Origin of the sequence: Galbibacter orientalis DSM 19592 (assembly GCF_000260115.1) — a bacterium.
Classification (GTDB): domain Bacteria; phylum Bacteroidota; class Bacteroidia; order Flavobacteriales; family Flavobacteriaceae; genus Galbibacter; species Galbibacter orientalis.
The window spans coordinates 3,252,556-3,279,243 of the sequence record NZ_JH651379.1 but is presented as its reverse complement, the minus strand read 5'-3'; the positions used below and the strand labels follow the sequence as shown (position 1 = coordinate 3,279,243).

Annotated in this window: 25 protein-coding genes; 14 read left to right on the top strand and 11 right to left on the bottom strand. The window is 31.8% G+C overall.

Annotation, left to right across the window (positions count from 1 at the left end):
* Positions 1-26: 26 nt before the first annotated feature.
* A complete protein-coding gene (locus JOOMADRAFT_RS14445) occupies positions 27-2,180 on the bottom strand; it encodes a T9SS type B sorting domain-containing protein (RefSeq protein WP_008614639.1) in 2,154 nt (717 codons plus the stop codon).
* Between the two features lie 343 nt (positions 2,181-2,523).
* On the opposite strand from JOOMADRAFT_RS14445, the gene JOOMADRAFT_RS14440 reads away from it, so the two are divergent.
* Positions 2,524-3,033 carry a phosphoglycerate mutase family protein gene (locus JOOMADRAFT_RS14440; RefSeq protein WP_008614638.1) on the top strand — a complete coding sequence of 170 codons (510 nt, stop codon included), beginning with the start codon at positions 2,524-2,526 and terminating at the stop codon, positions 3,031-3,033.
* A 278-nt stretch (positions 3,034-3,311) separates the two neighbouring features.
* Here the strand turns inward: JOOMADRAFT_RS14440 and JOOMADRAFT_RS14435 are convergent, their stop codons facing one another.
* Positions 3,312-4,046, bottom strand: a complete 735-nt coding sequence (locus tag JOOMADRAFT_RS14435; protein ID WP_008614637.1) for a DUF6503 family protein — start codon at positions 4,044-4,046, stop codon at positions 3,312-3,314.
* 304 nt (positions 4,047-4,350) lie between these two features.
* Between JOOMADRAFT_RS14435 and smpB the strand changes: the two genes are divergently transcribed.
* Positions 4,351-4,809 carry an SsrA-binding protein SmpB gene (gene smpB / locus JOOMADRAFT_RS14430; RefSeq protein ID WP_008614636.1) on the top strand — a complete coding sequence of 153 codons (459 nt, stop codon included), beginning with the start codon at positions 4,351-4,353 and terminating at the stop codon, positions 4,807-4,809.
* Here the strand turns inward: smpB and JOOMADRAFT_RS14425 are convergent, their stop codons facing one another.
* Entirely contained in the window at positions 4,810-5,073 is a 264-nt protein-coding gene (locus JOOMADRAFT_RS14425) for a hypothetical protein (protein ID WP_008614635.1), read from the bottom strand. It lies immediately after the preceding gene.
* Between the two features lie 7 nt (positions 5,074-5,080).
* Entirely contained in the window at positions 5,081-5,722 is a 642-nt protein-coding gene (locus JOOMADRAFT_RS14420; RefSeq protein WP_008614634.1) for a protein-L-isoaspartate(D-aspartate) O-methyltransferase, read from the bottom strand.
* Positions 5,723-5,989: 267 nt separating this feature from the next.
* Between JOOMADRAFT_RS14420 and JOOMADRAFT_RS14415 the strand changes: the two genes are divergently transcribed.
* The 7 genes from JOOMADRAFT_RS14415 to miaA all read left to right on the top strand — a co-directional run bounded on the left by JOOMADRAFT_RS14415 (position 5,990) and on the right by miaA (position 13,400).
* Positions 5,990-6,958, top strand: coding sequence for a Gfo/Idh/MocA family protein (locus JOOMADRAFT_RS14415; RefSeq protein WP_008614633.1), 969 nt, complete (start codon positions 5,990-5,992; stop codon positions 6,956-6,958).
* A 72-nt stretch (positions 6,959-7,030) separates the two neighbouring features.
* Positions 7,031-7,915 carry a 3-hydroxyacyl-CoA dehydrogenase family protein gene (locus tag JOOMADRAFT_RS14410; RefSeq protein WP_040880121.1) on the top strand — a complete coding sequence of 295 codons (885 nt, stop codon included), beginning with the start codon at positions 7,031-7,033 and terminating at the stop codon, positions 7,913-7,915.
* 131 nt (positions 7,916-8,046) lie between these two features.
* Complete coding sequence (locus JOOMADRAFT_RS14405; RefSeq protein WP_008614631.1) at positions 8,047-9,279, top strand: DUF1015 domain-containing protein; 1,233 nt, start codon at positions 8,047-8,049, stop codon at positions 9,277-9,279.
* A gap of 206 nt (positions 9,280-9,485) precedes the next feature.
* Positions 9,486-10,160 carry a YggS family pyridoxal phosphate-dependent enzyme gene (locus JOOMADRAFT_RS14400; protein WP_008614630.1) on the top strand — a complete coding sequence of 225 codons (675 nt, stop codon included), beginning with the start codon at positions 9,486-9,488 and terminating at the stop codon, positions 10,158-10,160.
* Positions 10,161-10,255: 95 nt separating this feature from the next.
* Positions 10,256-11,614 (top strand): exonuclease domain-containing protein, encoded by a 1,359-nt coding sequence (locus JOOMADRAFT_RS14395; protein WP_008614629.1) that lies wholly within the window; start codon positions 10,256-10,258, stop codon positions 11,612-11,614.
* The gene (locus JOOMADRAFT_RS14390; RefSeq protein ID WP_008614628.1) at positions 11,615-12,493 is read left to right on the top strand and encodes an ion transporter; all 879 of its coding nucleotides are present in this window, start codon (positions 11,615-11,617) and stop codon (positions 12,491-12,493) included. It begins immediately after the preceding gene.
* Positions 12,483-13,400, top strand: a complete 918-nt coding sequence (gene miaA / locus JOOMADRAFT_RS14385) for a tRNA (adenosine(37)-N6)-dimethylallyltransferase MiaA (RefSeq protein ID WP_008614627.1) — start codon at positions 12,483-12,485, stop codon at positions 13,398-13,400. Before JOOMADRAFT_RS14390 ends, miaA begins: the two co-directional genes overlap by 11 nt.
* Here miaA and JOOMADRAFT_RS14380 read toward each other — a convergent pair.
* Positions 13,397-13,759, bottom strand: coding sequence for a YegP family protein (locus JOOMADRAFT_RS14380; protein WP_008614626.1), 363 nt, complete (start codon positions 13,757-13,759; stop codon positions 13,397-13,399). The genes miaA and JOOMADRAFT_RS14380 overlap by 4 nt on opposite strands.
* Positions 13,760-14,081: 322 nt before the next feature.
* Positions 14,082-15,173 carry a redox-regulated ATPase YchF gene (gene ychF / locus JOOMADRAFT_RS14375; RefSeq protein ID WP_008614625.1) on the bottom strand — a complete coding sequence of 364 codons (1,092 nt, stop codon included), beginning with the start codon at positions 15,171-15,173 and terminating at the stop codon, positions 14,082-14,084.
* Between the two features lie 268 nt (positions 15,174-15,441).
* Here ychF and JOOMADRAFT_RS14370 point away from each other — a divergent pair, with 268 nt between their 5' ends.
* Together JOOMADRAFT_RS14370 and JOOMADRAFT_RS20355 are read left to right on the top strand one after the other, a co-directional pair.
* Entirely contained in the window at positions 15,442-16,428 is a 987-nt protein-coding gene (locus tag JOOMADRAFT_RS14370) for a YitT family protein (RefSeq protein WP_008614624.1), read from the top strand.
* Positions 16,429-16,520: 92 nt separating this feature from the next.
* Complete coding sequence (locus tag JOOMADRAFT_RS20355) at positions 16,521-17,237, top strand: hypothetical protein (RefSeq protein WP_008614623.1); 717 nt, start codon at positions 16,521-16,523, stop codon at positions 17,235-17,237.
* A gap of 408 nt (positions 17,238-17,645) precedes the next feature.
* On the opposite strand, the gene JOOMADRAFT_RS14360 is transcribed toward JOOMADRAFT_RS20355, so the two are convergent.
* Genes JOOMADRAFT_RS14360 through JOOMADRAFT_RS14350 form a run of 3 tightly spaced genes read right to left on the bottom strand, consistent with a single transcriptional unit; the run spans position 17,646 to position 19,877 of the window.
* Positions 17,646-18,593 (bottom strand): TerC family protein, encoded by a 948-nt coding sequence (locus JOOMADRAFT_RS14360; RefSeq protein WP_008614621.1) that lies wholly within the window; start codon positions 18,591-18,593, stop codon positions 17,646-17,648.
* Positions 18,594-18,599: 6 nt separating this feature from the next.
* A complete protein-coding gene (locus tag JOOMADRAFT_RS14355) occupies positions 18,600-19,094 on the bottom strand; it encodes a hypothetical protein (RefSeq protein WP_008614620.1) in 495 nt (164 codons plus the stop codon).
* An 18-nt stretch (positions 19,095-19,112) separates the two neighbouring features.
* Positions 19,113-19,877 carry an MBL fold metallo-hydrolase gene (locus JOOMADRAFT_RS14350; RefSeq protein ID WP_008614618.1) on the bottom strand — a complete coding sequence of 255 codons (765 nt, stop codon included), beginning with the start codon at positions 19,875-19,877 and terminating at the stop codon, positions 19,113-19,115.
* Positions 19,878-19,962: 85 nt separating this feature from the next.
* Here JOOMADRAFT_RS14350 and JOOMADRAFT_RS14345 point away from each other — a divergent pair, with 85 nt between their 5' ends.
* Positions 19,963-21,423, top strand: coding sequence for a hypothetical protein (locus JOOMADRAFT_RS14345; protein ID WP_008614616.1), 1,461 nt, complete (start codon positions 19,963-19,965; stop codon positions 21,421-21,423).
* 147 nt (positions 21,424-21,570) lie between these two features.
* Here the strand turns inward: JOOMADRAFT_RS14345 and bcp are convergent, their stop codons facing one another.
* The gene (bcp, locus tag JOOMADRAFT_RS14340; protein WP_008614614.1) at positions 21,571-22,026 is read right to left on the bottom strand and encodes a thioredoxin-dependent thiol peroxidase; all 456 of its coding nucleotides are present in this window, start codon (positions 22,024-22,026) and stop codon (positions 21,571-21,573) included.
* Positions 22,027-22,082: 56 nt separating this feature from the next.
* On the opposite strand from bcp, the gene JOOMADRAFT_RS14335 reads away from it, so the two are divergent.
* On the top strand, positions 22,083-22,751 hold the full coding sequence (locus JOOMADRAFT_RS14335) for an endonuclease III domain-containing protein (RefSeq protein WP_008614613.1): 669 nt from the start codon (positions 22,083-22,085) through the stop codon (positions 22,749-22,751).
* 226 nt (positions 22,752-22,977) lie between these two features.
* On the opposite strand, the gene JOOMADRAFT_RS14330 is transcribed toward JOOMADRAFT_RS14335, so the two are convergent.
* Positions 22,978-23,559, bottom strand: coding sequence for an RNA polymerase sigma factor (locus JOOMADRAFT_RS14330; protein WP_008614606.1), 582 nt, complete (start codon positions 23,557-23,559; stop codon positions 22,978-22,980).
* 347 nt (positions 23,560-23,906) lie between these two features.
* On the opposite strand from JOOMADRAFT_RS14330, the gene uvrA reads away from it, so the two are divergent.
* Entirely contained in the window at positions 23,907-26,684 is a 2,778-nt protein-coding gene (gene uvrA, locus JOOMADRAFT_RS14325; protein WP_008614605.1) for an excinuclease ABC subunit UvrA, read from the top strand.
* Positions 26,685-26,688 lie beyond the last annotated feature (4 nt).

Sequence of the window (26,688 nt, the reverse complement as noted above, 5' to 3'; positions counted from 1 at the left end):
AAACTAATTTGGGGTTAATTCTAGTTTCAGTTCACTAATGTAATAGAACCTTTTTTAATATTCTTACCTTTTTTGTTAACAAAGTAATAGAAAACTGGAGTTTCTGTAGTTTTATTTAATGAAGCATCAGGCCAATTATTATCGTATTTATTTGTTTTTAAGACAGTTGACCCATAGGAGTCGCATATAACAACCTCTACCTCTGGGTCGTTAATAAATTTTTGTGGAAGTGTCCATTTATCGTTTACAGAATCATCATTTGGGCTAATTACATTCGGAATTTCAACTACATCATTAGAAATAACCTCTACAGTTTTCTCAATAACACATTCGCCAATTTTAGCATACAAAGTATAAATTCCTTCTTCTGCAATAGAAAATGTTGCTGTTTTACTTAAGATATTTCCCTCAGCATCAATCCATTCATAACTTTCTCCTCCAGTAGCATTTGCCTCTACTATTCTATCTGGAGAAATTGTAATTTTTTCCCCTGGATAAACCTCTACTAAGTCTTCTGTATTTCTATTTAAGGATATAGATTTTGAAGTAATTGCACACCCTCCAAAACTAACTTCTACTTTAAAATCCCCTACATGAGTTGTTGTAAGTGTATTCTCTAATCCTGAAGCAACCAAGTTTTCGTTATTATACCAGTTATAAGTAGCGCCTTCAATTTTTGTAGCCGATATAATTCCTTGTGGTTCACTACATGTAATCTCTTTTTCTGTATTTAAAGTAACATCTGGTAAACCTAAAATTATTTCCTGAGCATTAGATTCGAAAGTTTTACCTTTATAAGTAACTTCTAATTTATAAACTCCATTATCTTTATATGTAACTGGAAAAGAAGTGTTTGTAGTTTTTAAATACGTTCCATCTTTTAACCACTTTAGATTGAAGTTATGGAAAAAATCTTGCTGAATAGTAATCTCATCCCCGTTATTCAAGGTTCCTTTTAAACTTGTAATAGCAAGATTGCTAGCAGTTGTTATACATGCATCATAAGCACTAGTTGGTTTAATTTCCGCAGCAAAAGAAATTGGCTCGAAAATTTTAAAACTAGGCGACTTAATATCCCCTTCACAATCATTACCAGAAGAAACTTCTACATAATACTCCCCTTCTTTATCTACAATTAATGTGGCGTTATTATAGCTGTTTTTTAATGGTTGTCCATCTTTATACCATAAAATTTCTGCCCCCTTATTATTTGTTTTAATAGATAAGGTTGCCGTATTATCACCAATAATCACTGCGTTTAAAGGAGATGTAACTTCTACTATTGTTGATTTATTTTGTAAAATACTAACCTCACTTGAAGAAGAAGTACACCCTCCCTCATTTGTTACTTCTACTCTATAAGAACCAAAATTTTCTGCTTCATTATTTAATTCTATTTTTGGTGTATAGGCTGGCAACTCACCTATTTTCTCTTCATTTTTATACCAAGTATAAATATAATTTTCATTGTCAATAGAAGCTTCTAAAACTATTGGAGAATTAGAACAAGGCTCTACGCTTTTATTTCCCAAAATAGCTACTTCAAAATTCTCCCCTTTCCCTACAATCACTAAATTTGAATACAAACTCCCTGTACAATTTCCATAGTAAGGCTCTGCGTAATATTCACCAGGCTCAGAAACTGTAAGAAAATTATCTGAAGACACTTTTAAAATCTCTCCATTTTTATACCATATATACTCCTTAGCAATATCTTTATTTAATTTAATTGTAGCTCCAGAAGTACTACAAAGACTAATATCTTTATAATCGTTTAAGATTAAGTTTTCGTTTGGAACAAAGAAAGCATCAAAAGCTGGAGTTGCTTCCCCAACAATTGCTGGAGACGTTGCTCTTAACCGTAATTTATAGCCTTCGCCATAAACTTCATCAGGAAGAGAAAAAGATTCTTTGAATTCAAAAGAAAAATTCTCTCCTTCTACAGTCTTTAGAATTGTAGGATTTGAAAACGAACCATTTTTATCAGACAATTCAATATAAAACTTATTATCTGAAGCAAAAGGTTTTTCATTGAAACTAAAAGTAGCTTCAAATGTATTAAATGCATCATTTAAACAAGCGTATTCAAAAGCTAATTGAGGAGCATTGATTTTCTGACCATAGCTGTTTAAAGTAAACAGCAAAAAAATAATTGCGATTGTAGTAGTTATTTTTTTCATAAGTAGTCGATTTTAAAACATTTGGGTATTTCCTAAAATCCTTTTTTATGCAAATTCAATCAAAAACTTATCTTTTTTATCAATTTTGCATATATCAAATATATTAAACAAAAAATAATAATCGTTTAAAAACCTATATTTTCGATGAAATGCATAATTTTTTTAGAATTTAGTAAAACAAGAATTGTGATAAAAAAAGAATGATCCTACAAAAAAGGCCTTATTTACAGCTATTTAAAGTCGGAAATTAGATAAGAATGGATATCTAGAAGTTTTTTATTGCTTAATAAGCGCAATACGCTATTTTTGAAAGAAGAATTAAATACCACTAAATATTATCTACATGAAACCTTTTTTTCTGTTACTATTAAGTATTGCTTTATGGAGCTGTAACCCTTCCACTCCCGAAACTAAAAACACCACTACTACTTTTTACTTAATAAGGCATGCAGAAAAGAATAGAGAAAATCCAGATGAAAAGAATCCTGAACTAACAGAAAAAGGCTTGGTTAGAGCAAAAAAATGGAGTGAAGTTTTAAAAAACATACCCTTTGACGCCATATACTCTACAGAATACACTAGGACGATAGAAACAGCTTCTCCCACAGCATACAACAATAATTTGGACATCTTAAAATATGAGCCTGAAAACTTAAACACCTTAGAAATATTCAAAAAAGGATATAAAAATGTGTTAGTAGTAGGGCACAGCAACACGGTTCCAAAATTAGTAAACAAGCTCTTAAAAGAAGATAGGTATGAAGATATTGAAGACACTAATAATGGAAACCTATATATTGTAACTCTAGTTAACCAAAAAGTTGTGTCGGTAAATCTTTTGTCTATTAATTAAAAAGATAGCCTCTTAAATTTATAATTAAAACTCATTAATGTCCGAGTAAAAATACAAGACCGCTTCGCTGTAAGAGAAAAGAACAAAAACTAAATCTTAGCTATTACAAAACGAGTAGCTTAAAGAAACAACAATACTAAACTCCTTTTTTTATTCATTTTTATTAGGGGGGGGGCTATTTTAAAAACCTCTATTAACCCTTGATATATGTGGAATGTAATAAACGCTGTCTGTTTTTATCGGACAACAATAATTTAAATTACAGAATCTTAATAAAACTACTCCTTAACCGTTACGTTCTCTAATTCTATTTTAGATAATAATTCTAATTTACCAGCATCAAAAAGACTGTCTAACTCGATCAATTTAGAAGCTTTAGAAACAGGCTTATAATTATTGTAATCCACAAAGTCGATTCCTTTAATGACTCTCCTATTATAAGCCTCTCGGAAACGCATTCCTCCTTCGTTTACATGGTACTCGTACGCTAGGTAATCTGTCTTAAAAGTTTCTTTATTCACCCAATATATAAAAACATCTTCAAAGTCTTCTCCGCCACCTTCTTGATCAAACCACACTTTAATTTTATAGTAAGACACCCCTTTAATAGTCGCTTCTCCTAACAATTTTTTATTAACAGCTTGCCCATCCAAACCATTAGGCAAATACGCAAAGTAATGCACCGAGTTTACACTATTTTTATACTTGTTTTTAGTTGAATCTGCCAATACCACTTCCCTTCCGTTAATAAGTCTAGTAAAGCCAGTATTAGTAATAATATCTGTGGTAGTAACCGAATCCTGAATAATTCTTTTTAATTCAAATTTTCCGTTATCATGATAGGATTCATATTTTTTATCTCTAAAATCAAAAGAAACATGCTTCTTATTTAAGTTCTTCATGCCAGAAGCTTGAATAGTCTTATTAATAATACTAGCAGCATCTTCTTTTTGTGCGCAAGCAACACATAAAACTGTAATAAAAATAATTAAAGAAAAGTGTTTTACATTCATTTTAATCCTTGTATTTTTTTTTATAAATGAACTCGTTTATACCTTTTTTAATTCCTAAAAAATGACTGAAATTTACTTATATCTAACTACTTTTATTATACGTAGCCATGCTATGCCTTTCAAAAAGCATCTCATCTAAACAAATTTCAGTTTATTTTCGGTTAAAACAAAAAGTATAAACGAGTTCAATAAGACGCAAATATATTGTTTTGATTACACAAAAAAACGACTTACTTTATAAATCCATCTTAAAATAGAAGAATTAAATATTGCGATTCAATAATTGTTCTTATTTTTGACGCTTATGCAGAATAATGTTAACATAAAGAATAAAAAGGCTCGTTTTGAATATGAGATTTTAGACAAGTACATTGCTGGTATTGTTTTATCGGGTACTGAAATAAAATCGATTCGTCAAAGCAGGGCTTCTATTGCTGAAAGTTTTTGTGAGTTCAACAAAAAAGGAGAACTCTTTGTAATTAATATGACGGTTGAAGAATATACACACGCTACACATTTTAACCACCAACCAAAAAGCGCTCGTAAATTATTACTTAATAAACGAGAACTAAAAAAGTGGCATAAAGCGGTAAAAGTATCTGGAAACACCATCGTTCCTTTACGATTATTCGTTAATGATAAAGGTCTTGCTAAAATGCAAATAGCTTTAGCAAAAGGTAAAAAACTTTATGATAAGCGAGAAACCATTAAAGACCGAGACAACAAACGAAACCTAGATAGGGTCAAAAAGGCTTACAATTAATTAGTCTTCTGAATTAACAGAACCATTAGCTTCTGCCAATTCTTTAGGCTTTTTCCAAAATATCAAACAAATTCCTCCTGAGATTAAGGAGCTTATAATAACACCTACAATTAGGATGTTTCTCCCTGGGTTATCTTGATCCAATGTGTAATTCAACACCCCAAAAAGCACAATTCCCAATATTACATCTAGCACCAATTGGATAATCCAATATGCCCAAATTCCTTTTTTTGTAAGTTTCTTTAAAAATAATCTGTCTAACATAAAGTTTTTAATTTTTATCTTCTAATAATGGAACAAATCTAAACTCCCCAAATTCGTACTTTTCAAATTCTTTTGGAGATTTACGAGTAAAGAGCGTCATTATTTGCACTTCGTCTCCAACTGGAATAACAAGTTTTCCTCCCACCTTTAATTGCGCCATTAAAGGTTTTGGTACAAAAGGTGCTCCAGCTGTTACTATTATTCCGTCAAAAGGAGCTTCTGCAGCTAAACCCTTATACCCATCACCAAAAATCATACGCTTAGGCTTATATCCTAATTTTGGTAAAAAGAGATTCGTTTTTTTAAATAACTCTTTTTGTCTTTCTATTGTATATACCGCAGCTCCCAATTCTAAAAGCATAGCTGTTTGATACCCACTTCCTGTCCCAATTTCTAGAATTTTTGCCCCTCGTTTTATCTCTAATAATTCTGTTTGAAAAGCAACTGTATATGGCTGAGAAATTGTTTGGCTTGCAGCTATCGGAAAAGCCTTGTCTTGATACGCATGGTCTTCAAAACTACTATCCATAAACAAATGTCTAGGAATTTTCTTTACCGCATTGATAACTCTCCGATCAGAAATTCCTTTTTTTTGTAGGGTTTCCGCCAGTTTATTTCGCATTCCTTGGTGTCTATAGGTATCTTTCAATCTTAGAGTTTTAGCAGTGCAAAACTATAAATTTTTAAATGAATTTTCTCCCTCAAGAAAAGCATAAAAAATTACATCCTTGTTTATGAGAGAATTAAAGTACTAAGAAGTTATCAACATCAAAACAACACCTCAAATAAAATAATAATGCGTATTTTAGATTTTCATTCTCATAGCCTAAAGGTTCCTTTTTATTCATTTATAAAAAAGATAGATATGGTTGAAAGAATGCAGCAATAATCTTATTTTTGTTTAAAAACATAACGTATGCTTAAAGCAGGTGTTCTAGGTGCTGGCCACCTTGGAAAAATTCATTTAAGACTTATCAATCAATCTGATAAATATGAACTCGTAGGTTTTTATGACCCAGACGAGAAAAATGCTAAGAAAATAGTAAAAGAGTTTGGATATAAATATTTTGCTTCTATTGACGATTTAATAGATGCGGTAGATGTAGTAGACATTGTAACTCCCACCCTTTCTCATTATGAATGTGCTTTAAAAGCCATAAAAAAGGGAAGGCATGTTTTCTTAGAAAAACCTATTACCAAAACAGTAAAAGAAGCCGAAGAGCTAATTGATTTGGCCAAACAAAACAATGTAAAAGGTCAGGTAGGTCATGTGGAGCGTTTCAACCCTGCTTTTATTTCTGTAAAAGAAAAGGTAGAAAATCCTATGTTTATAGAAACACATCGTTTGGCAGAGTTCAATCCACGAGGTACCGATGTGCCTGTGGTACTCGATTTAATGATTCATGATATTGATATCATTTTGAGCGTTGTTAAGTCGCCCGTAAAAAAAATAAATGCAAGTGGCGTTTCTGTCATAAGCAAGTCTCCAGACATAGCCAATGCAAGAATTGAATTCGAAAATGGATGTGTTGCTAATCTTACAGCAAGCAGAATTTCGTTAAAAAACATGCGTAAATCTAGGTTTTTTCAACGTGACGCATATATATCAGTAGATTTTTTGGAGAAACAAGTAGAGGTTGTTAAAATGAAAGACGCTCCTAAAAAACCTGATGAATACGCATTAGTATTACAAAATGCTGAAGGTGACAAAAAGCAAATCTATTTTGAGAACCCTAAAGTAACTCAAAATAACGCTATTTTAGATGAATTAGAATCGTTTGCAGATGCTATAAATAATAACACAGAAACTGCAGTAAGTTTAGAACATGGAACAGCCGCACTAAAAGTTGCAATGGAAATTGTTGCGCTGGTTGAAGGCGAATAACACAAAGTTTCAACCTTCAACATTTATACTTTCAACTTTTATACTTTTTATACTTTTTTTCAAATGACCGACATAAAAAATATAGCCGTAATTGGAGCAGGAACCATGGGGAATGGAATTGCTCATACCTTTGCCCAAAGCGGTTACAAAGTTAATTTGATTGATATTTCTGAAGTTTCCCTTGTTAAGGGCCTAAATACTATTGAGAAAAATCTTGATAGAATGCTGACAAAAGAAAAAATATCAGAAGTAGATAAAAAAAATACATTAGAGAATATCTCTACACATACCAACCTAAAGAATGGAGTTAAAGGAGCTGATTTAGTTGTTGAAGCTGCTACAGAAAATGAAGAGTTAAAGCTTAAAATTTTTAAAGATTTAAATGATTTTTGTGCTTCTGAAACAATTTTAGCAACCAATACTTCCTCTATTTCCATTACTAAAATTGCTACTGCTGTTACTAACCCTGCCCGTGTTATTGGAATGCACTTTATGAATCCGGTGCCTATTATGAAATTGGTAGAGGTAATAAAAGGCTACAATACGAGTGAAGAGGTTTTAAATAGTATTCTAAAACTATCTGAAGCTATAGGGAAAGTTCCTGTGGAAGTAAACGATTATCCTGGGTTTGTTGCCAACCGCATTTTAATGCCCATGATAAATGAAGCTATTGAGACTCTTTATAATGGTGTTGCCGGAGTTTATGAAATAGATACCGTTATGAAGCTTGGAATGGCACATCCAATGGGACCGTTACAATTAGCAGATTTTATAGGGTTAGACGTATGTTTATCTATTTTAAATGTTATGTATGATGGATTTAAAAACCCAAAATACGCTCCTTGTCCACTATTAGTAAATATGGTTACAGCAGGAAAGTTAGGAGTAAAATCTGGCGAAGGTTTTTATGATTATACAGAAAATCAACAACCTAAGGTTAAATCTGCTAGAAATTAGAAGGAAACGATGAAAACATTTCAACACAAATGTGAAGGCATTAAAATCTTACTTAGTGAGCAAAAAAGTAGAGAATATTTCAAAATAGTTTCAGAAATAAACAGATTAGTAATTTCAATATAATATAAAGAATGGTAAAAATAATTCCGTTTACAGCAGTACGTCCAACCAAAGATAAAGTTGGATTGGTAGTTTCCCGCTCTTATGAGGACTACCCTGTAGACGAGTTAAACACTACCCTTTCCTACAATCCTTTTTCGTTTTTACATATTATAAATCCGGGATATAAATTCCATCATGATATTTCTGGAGAAAGACGTTTTTCTCTAGTTAAAAATCGCTATTTAGAATTTATAGAAGAAGATATATTTTTAAAAGACAAGAATCCTGCTTTTTATATTTATAAAATTAAAACTCGAAAAGGTAGTTTCTGTGGTATTTTTGCGGGGGCTAGTATTGACGATTACCGAAAAAATAATATTAAAAAACACGAAGCCACTTTACAAACCCGAGAAAAGCTATTTAAGGAATATTTAAAAACAGTGGGGTTCAATGCCGAACCTGTACTCCTAACCTACCCCGACAATAATAGGATTGATGAAATTATAAAATCTATAACAGTTCAAAATCCAGAATATGAATTTGCAACAACCGACAAAGCAATTCATTATTTATGGAAAGTGGATGATGGTAATATAGTTTCAGAAATTCAACAAGTTTTTAAAGAATTAGATTGTGTATATATTGCCGATGGTCATCATCGTTCGGCATCTTCAAATCTTCTCGCTGAAGAACTTCAGCAGAAAAATCCTAAACACACTGGAGAAGAACCTTATAATTATTTTATGAGCTATTTAATTCCAGAGTCGAATTTAAAAATTTACGAATTCAATAGAATGGTTAAAGATTTAAACGGGTTGAGTAAAGAGGAATTTTTAATTCATTTAGATGAATATTTTAGAATTGAGAATCGGGGTGCCGATTTGTATAAACCTTCTAAAATTCATCACTTTGGAATGTATTTAGAAGGCGAATTCTATTCTCTATATTTAAGAAAAAATTACCCTTTTACTAATTCTTTAAGCGAGCTGGATACTCAAATTTTGTTCGTCACAATTTTAAAACCTATTTTAGGTATTGAAGATCTTAGAAACGACAGTAGAATTGAATATGGTTACGGAAAATATAACACTATCAAAATGAAAGATTCAATTGATAATGGTAAATTTAAAGTAGGATTTAGCTTATATCCTGTAAAAGTTTCACAAATGAAGCAAATAGCAGATGATGGATTAAAAATGCCGCCTAAAACAACCTATATTGAACCTAAATTAAAAAGCGGACTCACTATTTATGAGTTTTAATCCTTCACAGAGGGTTTAATTCTCTAAAACCTACCCTGATTTATGAGGGCACTGAGTTGAAATGAGTTAAATATGTTTCACTTAAACACCCTTTTGGGCTTGTCTCAAGAGAATTAATTCATTATTAAAGGTTTTGTATTGAAACATGGATGTTTCAAAGATTAAATAGAAACACTCACTTTGTGAGAATAATTAGAAAATATAAAATGTCTGTTCAAGAGAATTTAACACATATAAAAAAAGAACTTCCTAAAAATGTTACACTGGTTGCTGTTTCCAAAACTAAGCCAAACGAAGCTATTTTAGAAGCCTATGAAGCTGGACAGCGAGTGTTTGGTGAAAATAAGATTCAGGAAATGACCGATAAATGGGAAGCTTTACCAAAAGACATTGAATGGCATATGATTGGGCATGTACAAAGAAATAAGGTAAAGTACATGGCGCCTTTTGTAAGCCTAATTCATGGAGTAGATAGCTTGAAGTTATTAAAAGAAATAAATAAACAAGCTAAAAAAAATGACCGCATTATCTCCTGTTTACTCCAAATGCATATTGCCAAGGAAAGCACTAAATTTGGAATGGATGAGACGGAAATTAAAAGCCTTATTTCTTCTGAAGAATTTAAGCAAATGGAAAATGTAAAAGTAATCGGACTCATGGGAATGGCTACTTTTACTGAGAATGAAGCACAAATAAAAGAAGAGTTTTCTACCCTAGCATCCCTTTTTAATTTACTAAAAGAAAGCAATCCAACAACAGAAAAAATTGACTTGCAAGTTTTATCTATGGGAATGAGTGGCGATTATAAAATTGCTATTAAATCTGGAAGTAATATGGTTAGAATTGGAAGTAGTATTTTTGGAGCAAGAAATTATAGTTAGATAAGATTAGTAATAATATAAAACAAGAGTTGTAAGTTGTATCCTGCAAAGATTATGATTTAATACTTTCAACTAACACATTACAATACAAAAGAATGTACGCAATACTCGATATAGAAACCACAGGTGGAAAATACAACGAAGAAGGAATTACCGAGATTGCTATATATAAATTTGATGGCCATAAAGTTGTAGATCAATTTATTAGTTTGGTTAATCCTGAGAAGGAAATTCAGCCATTTGTAGTAAAACTAACTGGAATTAATAATAATATGTTAGCTACAGCACCAAAATTTCATGAGGTAGCCAAACGTATTGTAGAAATTACCGATGGAGCAACACTTGTTGCTCATAATGCCCAATTTGACTACAGAATATTACAAACAGAGTTTAGACGACTAGGATACGATTACCAGCGAAAATCTGTTTGCACTGTAGAATTAGCAAAAGAACTAATTCCAGACCAACCTTCTTATAGCTTAGGAAAACTTGTTAGATCTCTTGGAATACCGGTAAGCGATCGCCATCGTGCTAATGGAGATGCACAGGCTACAGTAAAACTCTTTAAAATGTTGTTGGCCAAAGACACTTCAAAAAAAATAGTTCAGAATAACATCCGTGCAGAAAATATAGGTCAGCTCAATCCTAAATTAATAGATATTGTTGAGCAACTTCCTACTTCGGTAGGCGTTTTTTACGTACACAACACCGAAGGAGAGGTTATTTTTTTATCAAAAAGTAGTAATATCCAAAAACGAGTAAATCAACTATTTGCATCTTCTTCAAAAAAGAATAAGCGACTTCAAAAAGAGGTAAAAGCGGTAACTTATGAAGAAACTGGTAATGAATTAATAGCGCTTTTAAAGGAAAATTCAGAAGTAAAAAAGAGCACTCCTATTTATAACGTAAAAAATAAAAAGCTCTTTTCGCATGCACTATATTCTAAAGAAAGTAAAGAAGGTTATCTTACTCTAAAAATTGGAAAAGCAGATAATAGGAAGCAATACATCACTACTTTTTCTAGCTACCAGCAGGCTTATAATGTACTCCATGCTATTGATGAAGAGTTTACATTATGTAATAAATTAAACGGTTTATCTGAAGCTAAAAAGAATTGTTATAATTATACTATTGAAAAATGTTTTGGAGCTTGTACAAATGAGGAACCTCCGAGCATCTATAATAAAAGAGTACGAAAAGCCATCTACAAATATGGTTTTCAAGATACTAGTTTTATCATTTCAGATAGAGGGCGTAACATTAATGAACGTAGTGTTATTTTAATTCAAAACGGGGAATTTAAAGGCTTTGGATTCTATGAATTAAATCATCAAATTAATAATATAGCTATTTTAGAGTCTATCATTACCCCGATGGAAAACACAACAGATACTAAACATATAATACAATCATATCTCAGAAAAAAGAAATCGCCTAAAATTGTATCATTATAATTGAAAACTAAAAAGAAAAATATCTCGAAATGGAAACATCGTCTTCATGAAATTATTTATGAAGCAGATACACCCATGGGGAAATGGTTTGATATTATTTTATTTATCATCATTATTATCAGCATTATATTGGTAATGCTAGAGAGTGTAAAAACTATAGATGACAAATATCACAACTATCTTTTTACTGCTGAATGGGTAATCACCATCTTTTTTACCATAGAATACATTGCAAGAATTATTTCAATAAAGAAGCCTACAAAATACATTTTTAGCTTCTACGGAATTGTAGACTTACTATCCACTATTCCGCTATACCTCTCTTTCTTTTTTGCAGGCTCTCAAGTTTTTCTTGCCGTTAGAGCTTTACGCTTATTGAGAGTATTTAGAATATTGAAATTAGTTCGTTTTATGGGAGAAGCTTCCCAATTAAAAGAAGCTATAAAGTCTAGCAGAGCCAAAATTGCTGTTTTTATTTACACTGTATTAATTCTTTCCGTAATAATGGGTACTATAATGTATCTAATTGAAGGGGAAGAAGCTGGTTTTACAAGTATTCCCAGAAGTATATATTGGACTATAGTTACCCTCACAACAGTAGGTTATGGAGATATTGCTCCTGTTACCCCTGTTGGACAAATAATAGCTACTATAATTATGATTCTTGGTTATGGTATTATTGCCGTTCCTACAGGAATTGTTACTGTAGAATTTGCTAAACAAGGGAGTGAAGGAAGTGATGATAAAACTAAAGAAACGGATGAGCATAAAACATTTATTCATACAAACACTCAAGTATGTCAAAATTGTAACGCCGATAACCATAAGGACAATGCTATATTTTGTTATAATTGCGGAAATTATTTAAATGAACACTAAATACCTCATAACCGTTGTTGGCCCAACTGCAATTGGAAAAACTGCCTTAGCTATAAAATTAGCTAATGAATTTGCTACTGAAATTATTTCTTCGGATTCTCGACAATTTTTTAAAGAAACAACCATAGGAACTGCTGTACCAGAACCTGAAGAATTAGCGCAAGCAAAACACCATTTTATTCAACATAAAAGTATTACCGAAGCATATTCGGTTGGCGATTTTGAAAGAGATGCTATTGCGCTCTTAGAACAACTTTACCAGAAACATGATCTAGTAATCATGGCTGGCGGGAGTGGACTATATAACAATGCAGTTATTGAAGGGCTAGATAATTTCCCAAATGTAAGTCCTGAAATTAGAGAACAATTAAATGCTACATTAGAAGAAAATGGAATAGAGACACTTCAACAACAATTAGAAAAATTAGATCCGGTTCACTATAAAAACATCGATATAAACAATCCGCATCGAATTATTAGAGCTTTAGAGATTTGTATCGGAACTGGGAAACCCTATTCTTCTTTTCTTAATCAAGGAAAAAATAAGCGCTCATTTAAAACCATTAAAGTTGGATTGACTGCCGATCGTGAAATTATTTACAATCGGATAAATCTACGGGTTGACCTTATGATGGAAAACGGATTACTAGAAGAAGCAAAAACTGTATTCCCTTATAAACACTTAAATGCTTTACAAACGGTTGGCTACAGAGAGCTGTTCGAATATTTTGATGGAAGCTGCTCTCTCGATTTTGCTGTTTCAGAAATCAAGAAAAACACACGTAGATTTGCCAAACGCCAACTCACATGGCTAAGAAAAGACGATTCAATTTTATGGTTTGATTACAAAGCCGATAAACAAAATATAATAGACAAGGTTAAAGCTGTTATTAAGGAAAAGAATTAGTTCCCAAATACTTCCTCAGCATCAGCAAAAATAGGTTCGTCTTCAGAAAAATCTAAAAATTCTGCCTCAGGAACATATTTCAATATTTCATTAATTCCCTTTTCTAGCATTAATTTAGTAGAGTATTTACGACTTGTAGCAATTACCAACCCGCCAGAAGAAAGTCTAAAATAATGCTTCCCCGAAGGCGTACTTTTTTTTCTGAATGTAAAAAACTGGATGTTCTCTCGGATTCCTTTTATCATTTTTTCACAATCCGTTTTTCTCTTGCAACTAATACTAGTAAAAATAGTTTTTCCTTTTCGATTGGTAAATACAAATTTATAGAGTCCGCTATTTCGTTTACTAATTACAAACATTCAAATCAATTATTTATCTAATTCTCCAATCACAAATCTAAAATAAAATATAAGAAATTCAAGTTTGGATGGCAACAGTATTTGTATAAGAAAGAACAAAAAAAGACTATCTGAAAAGGAATTCATGGTTGTCAAACTGAGCTCAACCAGCTATCAAACTGAGCTCAACCAGCTATCAAACTGAGCTCAACTGGCTGTCAAACTGAGCTTGTCGAAGTTTTAAACAACTAACATTCAAAAAAATCCTTCGACAAGCTCAGGATGACATTTAGAGTTTAATTACTTTTTAGACAGCCATTTAAAATATTATTCAGCAAAGAAATTATACATTAAAACGGAAATGCATTACATCTCCATCTTTAACAATATATTCCTTCCCTTCTACTCTCATTTTTCCTGCTTCTTTTACTTTTCCTTCACTTCCATAATTTACATAATCATTATATGCAATCACTTCCGCTCGAATAAATCCTTTTTCAAAATCGGTATGAATAACGCCAGCGGCCTGAGGCGCAGTAGCACCTACAGGAATTGTCCAAGCTCTAACTTCTTTAACTCCTGCAGTAAAATACGTTTGCAAATTCAATAATTTATAGGCAGCACGAATTAGTTTTGAAGCACCAGGCTCTTCCAAACCTATATCTGCTAAAAACATTTGTCGCTCTTCAAAGTCTTCTAACTCTGCAATATCTGCTTCAATTCCAACAGCCAAAACAATAATTTCAGCATTTTCTTCTTTAACAGCTTCTTTTACTTTTTCCACCAAAGCATTTCCATCTTTAGCAGCAGCTTCATCCACATTACATACATATAGAATTGGCTTTGCAGTAAGCAGCTGGAATCCTTTCATAAAATCTTCTTCTTCCTCAGTAACTTCTACTGCACGAGCAGAAATCCCACTCTCTAAGGCTGTTTTAAAACGAAGTAACAAAGCCTCTTCCGTCTTTGCATCTTTATCTCCAGTTTTTGCAGCTCTTTTTACTTTTTCTAAACGTTTATCTACAGTTTCAAGGTCTTTAAGCTGAAGTTCAATATCGATTGTTTCTTTATCTCGAATAGGATTTACATTTCCATCTACATGAACAATATTATCGTCTTCAAAACAACGAAGCACATGAATAATAGCATTACACTCTCTAATGTTTCCTAAAAACTGATTTCCTAAACCTTCTCCTTTACTAGCTCCTTTAACCAATCCTGCAATATCTACAATTTCAACTGTTGCAGGCAATACACGCTCTGGGTCTACTAAAGACTCTAATTTCTGTAATCTATTATCAGGAACGTTTACTACTCCTAAATTTGGTTCTATAGTACAGAATGGGAAATTAGCACTCTGTGCTTTTGCATTAGATAAACAATTAAACAAAGTTGATTTTCCTACATTAGGTAATCCTACTATTCCAGCTTTCATGCGTTGTATTTTGAAATTTTCGAGTGCAAATATAATTAAATAAACCCCAAAAATTCATCTATATAATGCTTTAATCTCATTTGCTATTTTATTTACTGTAGAATCTTAATCATCTGGAGAGCCTCAAATCAGAAAATAGCTGTTAAAAATTATTTTATATAAGATTTTAGATGAAAAATAAATTGGGAGTTACTCAAAATATATATCTTTATTCATGGAGACTGCCTCTAAACATTAAATCTCAATTATCGAGTAAATTTCAAATTGCATGAATACATTTTTTAGAAAAATAGTTGTTGATACCGTTCGAAAGAAATATCGAAAAACAGCACATACAGATTATCAAAGTGAGCAGAGTTTTAGAAAACAGGTAAACGACTTAGAGGTTGAAATTACTCATGAAATTCATGATATTATTTATCTTTTAATAGGAGTTTTATCTGCCTCTTTTGGACTTAAAGGCTTTTTGTTACCAAGTTCATTTATTGACGGAGGGGTAACGGGGATTTCCTTAATAGTAAGAGAGCTAACAGAACTACCGCTTTCTATATTAATTTTTACCCTTAACTTACCTTTTGTAATTCTAGCATATATTGCTATTAGTAAAAGATTTGCAATTAATAGTGCTGTTGGAATTTTACTACTTGCATTTGCTGTTCATTATATTCCTTTTCCTACCATTACCGATGATAAAATCCTAATAGCAGCTTTTGGTGGTTTCTTTTTGGGACTCGGAATCGGAATGGCAATCCGTGGAGGTGCCATTATTGACGGTACAGAAGTTCTAGCTATTTACATTAGTAGGAAATCTAGTTTAACCGTAGGAAATGTTATTATGCTTTTTAATGTATTTATTTTTATGACGGCTGCCTATATTTTATCTACAGAAATTGCTTTGTACGCTATTCTTACCTATTTCTCTGCCTCTAAAACAGTAGATTTTGTTATTGATGGTATTGAGGAGTTTATTGGCGTTACTATTATTTCAGAAAAGCATGAGGAGGTACGTAAAACTATTATCCATAAAATGGGAAGAGGCTGTACTATTTACAAAGGTCAAAGAGGTTTTTCTGTGGACAATTCTCCACTAAATAATATTGATATTGTATATACAGTTATAACACGATTGGAAATGTCTACTCTTAAAACTGAAATTGATAAGATTGACAAAAAAGCATTTATTATTATGAATTCGGTTAAGGATACCAAAGGAGGAATGATTAAGAAAAAACCTCTTACAAAGATTAAATCTTAAAATCAATTACCTCGGGGCAAGCCCACGAGGTATACAAAAAAATATAAACGTAACTTATTTCGATGCAGAGCCCTTTGTTGCACACAAGCTAAATGAATGTCACCAGAATAATATTAAATCGATTTCTATTTCGAATTCTTCCGTTAGTTGCACTCCTAATATTTACAGTTTATTATGAGAAAATAACTTTTGATAATTTATTTGAAAAACTTGGCTTTCTTCATTTGGTTCTGCTAGCAGGTTTAGTGTATTTCTGTTATGATTTAATTAAACATTTTCGAAAAACCATTTTAAGAAATAGAATACTTAAGCAGGCACAACTTGAGGATATTCCAGCCGATATGGATTTACCAAGAAGACTGAATTTTTTGGATAAAAGGCTTAGTATAAGCGATATGTCTATAGATGTTTTTTTTAAAAACAACGTTATTTTGCACTTAAGCAAATCAAAGAAACAAATAGAGATTAGAAATTTTTTTGGAAAGAAAATCTTAAGCTTTCATGAAATAAAATACATTTTTCTAGAATATAACCAATATGAAAAAGACACCTTTAAAGACATATTCGTTGACAATTCTTATTACGATAAAAATGTTTGGAACAATTCTATACGGGCTATGCTGAAAAATGGAAATCCAATAACGCTTTTTGAAGTTAAACTTGAGGAGACTAATTATGAAAAAATTGTAGACGAACAAATATCTGGCAAATACGAGCAAAAATCATATTTGGATAATGGGGAAAAAATAATCCTTCTTTTTAGTAAATACATGGGTAAAAAATATTTGATAATAAATAACACCATTTAAAAAGCCTGTGTACAACACAAGTGGCTGTTGCACAAGCTTTTTTTTTAACCAAATTTCTAATTAAAACCAGTTCTTGAAAATGACATATGCTTAGAAAACAAAAATTTACCTATTATTAAAAATCAGCATAATCCTATTTTTTTTATAAAATTAATGGCTTGTGCAACAGGCACACAACCTATAAACAATACGGGCTTCGGGCTTAATCGAATGGTTTGTGTATTTTTATGATGTCCGCAAAATCTTTGGAATTTTGCTTTGTCCAGAAAAAAAAGAAAAAACAAAACCCAAAGGTTTTGCTAAGTGCGTGGCGGAAAGTAAGTGCTAGTTTGCTCCCGTACTGTTCATAGCCAAACCGATAAACTCAAGACAGGACAAGCTTTAGGTAATAAAACCTTCTATGACGGATTAAATCTTTTCCTTTTTTTCTTTGTGTAATGAAAACCAAATTCCAGCTCCTAATGAAGCTCCAATTACTGTAAGAGATAGCCATTCTGGAATTTCCACATGATGAGATAAGATCATTTTAACCCCTACAAAACTTAAAATAACAACCAAACTATATTTTAAGTACCCAAAACGCTCCAACATATTTGCTAAAAAGAAATACATAGACCGTAAACCTAAAATTGCCATGATATTGGAACTAAACACCAAAAAAGGATCTGAAGTTATGGCTAAAATTGCTGGTATACTATCTAATGCAAAAAGAATATCTGTAAATTCTATAATAATAAGCGCAATAAATAATGGGGTAGCTACAAGCAGATGTTTTTTTCTTATAAAAAAATGCTCACTATTCATGTGGGTTGTTACAGGAATAATTTTTCTGATGGTTTTATAAACAAAAGAGTTTCTTGGGTCATAAGCATCATCCTCTTTTTCTATCGCTAATTTTATAGCAGTATAAATTAAAAATACACCAAACACATAGATTATCCAATCAAATTTCTTGATTAAAAATACTCCGAATAATATCATTAAAGCTCTAAAAACAATCGCTCCAATAATCCCCCAAAACAATACTCTGTGTTGATATATTTTTGGTATTTTAAAAGAAGTAAATATAACTGCTATAACAAATATATTATCTACACTCAAGGATAACTCTATTAAATATCCTGTAATATATTTCATTAAAGCGCTTGTAGGAGTAAGATTATCTACATTATCTACCCAATCATGCTTAAATATAAAAAATACTACTAAAGAAAAAAGCAATGCTGTACTTACCCATATAGCAGTCCACACACTTGCTTCTTTATTAGTAATTTCATGTGGATTTTTATTGAAAACTCCTAAATCTAAGGCTAGGAAAATTACAATCAGAACAATAAACGATATCCAAACTATCATAATATATTAACTTCTAGTATATAATAAATGATCTAATAAAGTAAAATCTACGCCCATATCTTCTTTAAGTTCGTATTTTATAAACAGTTCACCCCAGTACTTTCCGTCAGAAAAATCGGCAATAATCCATTTATGATTTAACACTTTAATCTTATTAATTTTCATTGGAGCCCCAGACATTCCATCATATGGAACTAATGGGTTGTTACCTTTCTGCTCATTTGTTTCTAACAACTTATCGGCAATGTATCTAGATGGTCTTTCAAGTTTTAAATCATCATAATATGCCAAAGCATCATCATTATTCTCCAAAGAAAAATATTGTAAATCTAATTTATCTAAAGATAGATTTTTTATTGAATCTTCAAGCTTTGAATTTTCTTCTTTTAAGTTTTCTATCTTAACAGTTTCAACTTCAAAATACTTCTTCGCACTTACATACTGGTATACAATATAAAGTACAGCAAAGAAGAAAAGATACATAAAAATATTACGTCTCATAAAGTGGGGTATTTAATTTTATAGTTCAATAATTAGGTTATCATAAGCAATGTAAACATTTGGCGGCAATTCTGCTTGCGCTTCCTCATGAAAGCCTAACATCGGACTAATATGAGTAAGATATGCTTTTTTAGGAGCCACTTGGGCTATAAATTCTAAAGCTTCTTCTATATTAAAATGCGAATGATGTTTTTCTTTACGCAATGCATTTATTACCAACACCTCTACTCCTTTTAATTTTTCAATTTCTTCTGTATCGATACTTTTAACATCTGTGAGGTATGCAAATTTATCAAATCTAAATCCAAAAACTTGTAATCTATTATGAAAAGCATTAATTGGAATAACATTTAAATTTTCTAATCTAATAGGCTTGTTATTTTCAATTATATTTTCTCTTACCGCCGGAGCTCCAGGATATCGATCTTCCGTAGTAAAAATATAATCAAATTTAATTTTTAAAGATTTCAATACTCTTGGATGGGCATAAATAGGAATATCTCCTTGTCTAAAAAAGAAAGGACGAATATCGTCAAGTCCCATAATATGGTCTGCATGTTCATGTGTAAATAAAATCCCATCAATTTTTTTAACATCATGCGCTAACATTTGCTGTCTAAAATCTGGTCCACAATCAATAATATAGCAGTTGGAGTCCCATTCTATCATAACAGAAACCCTTAAACGCTTGTCTTTAGGGTTTTTACTTTTAGAAACAGGGTCATCGCTCCCTATAATTGGAATTCCTTGTGATGTTCCTGTACCGAGGAAGGTAATCTTCAAAACACTAATTTTTTATCAAATTTATCATTTATATTCTGAATAGCTTCATGAATCTTTTTAACTTTGCGGTAAATAAAAAACTGCAATGACATTAGTTTTAAAAGGGGATAAGAACTTTGAGAATGTTCCATCGCTAAAATCCAAAGCGTTACGAATAAATCTGAATGAGGATATTTACGGAACATTTGCTGAAATTGGAGCTGGACAAGAAACTGTAAGGCATTTTTTTAGAGCTGGAGGTGCTTCTGGAACAATTGCAAAAGCCATGAGTGCTTACGACAAAAGTTTTAGTGATGCTATCTACGGAATAGAAGATGACGGTAGGTATGTAACCGAAGCTCGCTTAAAGAAAATGCTGTCTCATGAAATGCGCCTAATGGAAGAGCGTATCCCAAGAGATGATAATCCAAACAAAATATTTTTTTCCTACGCAAATACGGTAGCTACTATAGATTTTGCTAAGAAATTTAAAGGACATGGTTGGCTTGGAATTCGTTTTCAATTAGATCCTAATGAAGATTATAATGAAATTGCGCTTCACATTCGTTTTAAGCAAACCGAAGCTCGTTTACAACAAGAAACATTAGGGATTGTTGGTGTGAACCTTATATATGGAGCCTTTTACAAGCATCATAAACCAAAAAAATTACTAAAATATCTATACGATCATATCGATAATGATACTATAGAAATTGATACTATCAATTTTTCTGGTCCACGATTTGAAGAAGTAGATAATCGTTTAATGAGCTTACAACTTGTTAAAAATAATATGACCGATGCTGTAATGTTTGGTCCTGACGGAAACAACATTCTACCAGCATCTATTCTATACAAAAAAAATATTTTAGCACTGCGTGGTAGCTTTAGACCTGTTACCATGGTAAATATGGACATGTACAAAAAATCGTACGACATATTTATTAGGGAAAACAAAGTGGATATTGATAATACCGTTGTGGTTTTTGAAATTACACTTTCTAACTTACGTGCTGAAGGAGAAATTGATGAAGAAGACTTTATGGATAGAGCGCGTTTACTTTGCTCTTTAGGTCAGACAGTAATGATTTCAAACTTCCAGGAATATTATAAACTTGTAGAGTATTTCTCCGAATATACTAAAGAACGTATGGCTCTTACTATGGGAGTTAATAATTTAGTGGATATTTTTGACGAAAAATACTACCGACATTTAAGTGGTGGAATTTTGGAGGCTTTTGGTAAACTCTTCTACAAAGATTTAAAAGTATACCTCTACCCTATGATCGATCAAGAAACTGGTTTAACAACTACCAGCAACAACCTAAAAGTACATCCACGTATGAAAGAGCTTTATAAGTTCTTTAAATACAACGGAAAAGTTGTTGATATTTTTGATTACGACGATTCTATTTTAGATATTTTTTCAAGAGAAGTTCTTAAAAGTATTGCCGAAGGAGAAGAAGGATGGGAACATATGCTCCCTAAAGGTATTGCAGAACTTATCAAAGAAAAAGGATTGTTTGATTACAAATCCAAAAAAGAAATTGAGGAGAAACAAAAATAATTTTGTTTTTCACCTATAAAAAGAGGTCTTCTAAAATGTAATTTTTAGTTATCAAGCTGAGCTTGTCGAAGTTTTAAATAATAAATTCGGCAAGCTCAGTTTAACATTTAGGGTATAGATGCTTAATCCTTAATTCTTCGTTCTTGCTTACGAATCAAGTACTTGAGAAGCATGGTCCTTTGTTTTAACCTTATCTATAACACGGGTTACTATTCCATTCTCATCAATAATAAAGGTTTTTCTATGAATTCCGTCATATTCTTTTCCCATAAACTTTTTAAGTCCCCAAACGCCAAAAGCATTAATAACAACTTTTTCTTCATCAGCTAAAAGAGGAAAAGGAAATTCATATTTATTTTTAAAATTTGTTTGTCTTTTTTGAGAATCTGCGCTTACTCCTAGCAAACTATAACCTTCTGCTTGGAGCTCTTTGTAATTATCGCGTAAATTACAAGCTTCAGCAGTACAACCAGGGGTAGAAGCTTTTGGGTAGAAAAAAACAATTAATTTTTTTCCTTTATAATCAGCTAAAGAAACCTCATTTCCATCTTGATCTTGCACCGTAAAATCTGGTACTTTATCTCCTACTTTAAGTGTATTCATAAACATTTTTTTTATTTGAACTTTGTTCTACTATTTTTGTTTAAAATTACATAAAAATGACCAAAGCAGAAAAGGTTGATTTTGTTGTAGATACTTTAGAAAGTATTTATCCAACCGTTCCAATTCCCTTAGACCATACAGATCCTTATACATTATTAATAGCCGTTTTAATGTCTGCGCAAAGTACAGATGCTAGAGTAAACCAAATTACTCCACTGTTATTTGACAGAGCCATTAATCCGTATCAAATGGTAAAACTTACTGTAGACGAAATTAGAGAGATTATAAAGCCTGTTGGACTTTCTCCAATGAAAGCAAAAGGAATCCATGGCTTATCACAAATTTTAATAGATAAATATAATGGAGAAGTTCCTGCAGATATGGAAGCGCTAGAGGCTTTGCCAGCAGTAGGACATAAAACAGCTAGTGTGGTAATGTCTCAAGCCTTTGGAATTCCTTCATTTCCTGTAGACACTCATATCCATAGATTAATGTATCGTTGGGGGTTGTCTAATGGTAAGAATGTAGTTCAGACTGAAAAAGATGCCAAGCGTTTATTCAAAAAAGAATTATGGAATAAACTTCATCTACAAATTATTTATTACGCTCGTGAATATTCACCAGCTCGTGGGTGGAATCTCGATAAAGACATCATCACTAAAACGATTGGTAGAAAATCTGTAATTAAAGAATATGAAGCTTCCAAAACAAAAAAGACCCGTTGATTTACAACAGGTCTTTTTAGAAAAAGTTTAGTTTAATATAGTATCAAACGCTAACTTTTTATACTTCATAACACTTAAAGCCTTAGAATAACTAAGTAAAAATTCAATAGTCGATTCTTTGGGTTTTAATGGCTCTGATTTTGATTTTTGATAAGAGTAAAGTTTTTGCATGCCCCAAATTTTGTTATTAATAATAAAATAACGGAGCTACTCTCTTTATATTGTGTTAATTAGTTAAAACAATATTATTTTTTTCTACCATCTTTCTCAAATTTATGATAGCATAACGCATTCTACCCAAAGCTGTATTTATACTTACATTTGTTTGTTCTGCAATTTCTTTAAAACTCATGTCTTTATATAATCTCATATACAAAACCTCCTTTTGATCTTCTGGAAGTTCATCTATCAATTTTTTGACATCTGTTTCTACTTGATCTTTTATTATTTGCTTCTCTGCATTAAGAGCTGGATCTCCAAGAACGGAAAATATATTAAAGTCTTCACTCCCTTCAAATTTTGGCATTCTTGAATTTTTTCTGAAATAATCTATAACAAGGTTATGAGAAATTCGCATCACCCAAGGTAAAAACTTTCCTTCTTCATTATAATTCCCTCTTTTTAATGTTTTTATAACCTTAATAAAGGTATCCTGAAAAATATCCTCGGTAACGTCTTTGTCATAAACTTTAGAAAAAATAAAGCTATAAATACGTTGAGAATGCCTATTAATTAATATTTCGAGTGATTTTTCATCGCCTTTTATATACTGTGCTACTAAAGCAGAGTCTTGAAGAGTTTTCTCCATACAATTACTTTTTAATAAATGTGAGTGTTGCCTACTTGGCAACGCTGTGTTAATACATTAGTTTTAAAGTAATTTTATGATATAGGCGTCTATTTTTTAAGTTGATTCGGAATCAAATATAATATAATTCTTAATTAAAAAACAAATTTCTCTACAAATTCTCTAATTATTTCTACTGATACGTTACAATATCTCAACAAAAAGTGCGTTTCGCTAATCGTTTAAAATTAAGTAGACATCTCATAATCAAAGAGATTAACAATTTATTCTTACTTCATAAATCTTCTTATAACATCACTTACAAAAGCTCATTTTAGATTCTTATCTTTGTGGTTTGTTTTATTGCTATGGTAGATATTAATACGGTAAACCCGAAAGAAAACATCATTATAAAAGGAGCTAAACTCCACAATCTTAAAGATATAAATGTAGTTATTCCACGAAATAAATTAGTGGTTTTAACTGGACTTTCAGGTAGTGGGAAATCATCTTTAGCCTTTGATACACTTTATGCCGAGGGACAACGTCGTTATGTTGAAAGTTTATCTTCTTATGCAAGACAGTTTTTAGGGCGATTAAATAAACCTAAAGTTGATTATATAAAAGGAATTGCTCCTGCCATTGCTATTGAGCAGAAAGTAAACTCTACAAACCCACGGTCTACCGTTGGTACAACTACAGAAATCTATGATTATTTAAAACTCCTGTACGCCCGTATTGGCAGAACTTACTCCCCTATTTCTGGTAACGAAGTCAAAAAAAATACAGTTACAGATGTTATTAATTATGTAAAAACATTTGAAGAACGAAGTAAGCTTTTATTACTAGCTCCTGTTCATATTCCTGAGGATCGAAATGTGCTTAAAACTTTAGAAATCCTTGCTCAGCAGGGATACGCTAGAATAAAATATAAAAATGAAGTTTTACGAATTGAAGAAATCGAAACAGAAATTGAGAACGATTTCTTTTTAGTAGTAGACCGTATTATTGTTAAAGATGATGAAGATTTTTATAACCGTTTGGCAGATGCAGTAGATTCCGCATTTTTTGAAGGAAAAGGAGAGTGTATTATTGAAGATTTATCTGCTGATAAACAAATGCATTTTAGTAATAAATTTGAGCTAGATGGTATTCAGTTTTTAGAACCAAACGTACATTTATTCAGTTTTAATAATCCATACGGCGCGTGTCCACGTTGTGAAGGATACGGGGATGTAATTGGCTTGGATGAAGATTTAATTATTCCCAATACAGATTTATCTATTTATGATAACGCCATTTTTGCATGGCGTGGAGACAGCATGAGTTGGTACCGAGATCAACTTGTAAATAATGCCTATAAATTTGATTTTCCTATCCATAAACCTTGGTTTGAATTAACCGATAAACAGAAAGAATTAGTTTGGGAAGGAAATAAATATTTTACTGGATTGACTGCTTTTTTTACTGAATTAGAAGAAAAAAGCTATAAAATTCAGAATAGAGTGATGCTTTCTCGTTATCGAGGAAAAACAAAATGTTCGCTCTGTAAAGGCAAAAGACTAAGAGAAGAGGCAAATTATGTAAAAGTTGGTGATAAAATCATTACAGATCTTGTAGAAATGTCTCTAGACAAACTTCAAGCCTATTTTGAAGATTTAAAACTAAACGAAAACGACAATGCAATCTCCAATCGTTTATTGAAAGAGATTAATAGTCGACTCCAATTTTTGAGTAATGTTGGATTAGATTATTTAACGCTAAATAGAAAATCTAATTCTCTCTCTGGCGGAGAGTCTCAACGTATTAATTTAGCAACCTCATTAGGAAGTAGTTTGGTGGGCTCCATGTATATTTTAGATGAGCCAAGTATTGGATTACATCCAAAAGATACCGAAAAATTAATTGGAGTTCTACAATCGCTTCGAGATTTAGGAAACACAGTTATTGTAGTTGAGCATGATGAAGATATAATGAAAGCTGCCGATGAAATTATAGATATTGGTCCAGAAGCTGGAACCTTAGGAGGGAATGTAGTGGCTACAGGTTCTTACAAACAACTCTTAAAAGCAAATACACTTACTGCTAAATATTTAAACGGAAAGGACGAAATTGCTGTACCTAAGAACAGACGTAAAAGCAAAAATTATATTGCCATAAAAGGTGCTCGAGAAAACAATTTAAAAAACATTGATGCTACATTTCCACTAAATACACTTACGGTAGTTACAGGAGTCTCGGGTAGTGGTAAAAGTACCTTGGTAAAGAAAATATTGTATCCAGCAATATTAAAAGCTACTGGAGGGTATGGCGAAAAAATAGGTCAGTTTTCTGGTATTGAAGGAAAATACAGCTCTCTTACTTCCGTAGAATTTGTAGATCAAAATCCTATTGGACGTTCGTCAAGATCAAACCCAGTTACTTATATTAAGGCGTATGACGATATTAGGAGTTTATTTTCAAAAGAGAAATTATCAAAATTACGCGGGTATCAACCTAAACACTTTTCGTTTAATGTAGACGGAGGACGCTGCGAAACTTGTAAAGGAGAAGGAGAAGTTACTATAGAAATGCAATTTATGGCAGACGTGCATTTAGAATGCGAAACTTGCCATGGTAAACGTTTCAAAAAAGAAATTTTAGAAGTAAAATTCAACGATAAAAATATCGATGATATTTTAACTATGACCATTGATGATGCCGTTGCTTTTTTTAATGAACACAACCAATCTAAAATAGTTTCAAAACTTAAACCCTTACAAGATGTTGGTTTGGGGTATGTTACTTTAGGACAATCCTCTTCTACCCTTTCTGGAGGTGAAGCCCAGCGTATCAAATTGGCTTCCTTTTTAGTAAAAGGACAAACAAAAAATAAAACCCTCTTTATTTTTGATGAACCCACAACAGGGCTACATTTTCACGATATTAAAAAACTCCTTAAATCTTTTGATGCTTTATTAGAAATTGGACATTCAATTATTGTTGTGGAGCACAATTTAGATTTAATTAAATGTGCCGATTATATTATTGACCTCGGACCATTAGGCGGGGAAAAAGGTGGGAATTTAATTGCTGAAGGAACCCCCGAAGAAATTAGTAAAATAAAAGAAAGCTTTACTGGACAGTATCTAAAAGAAAAACTCTAGCCAA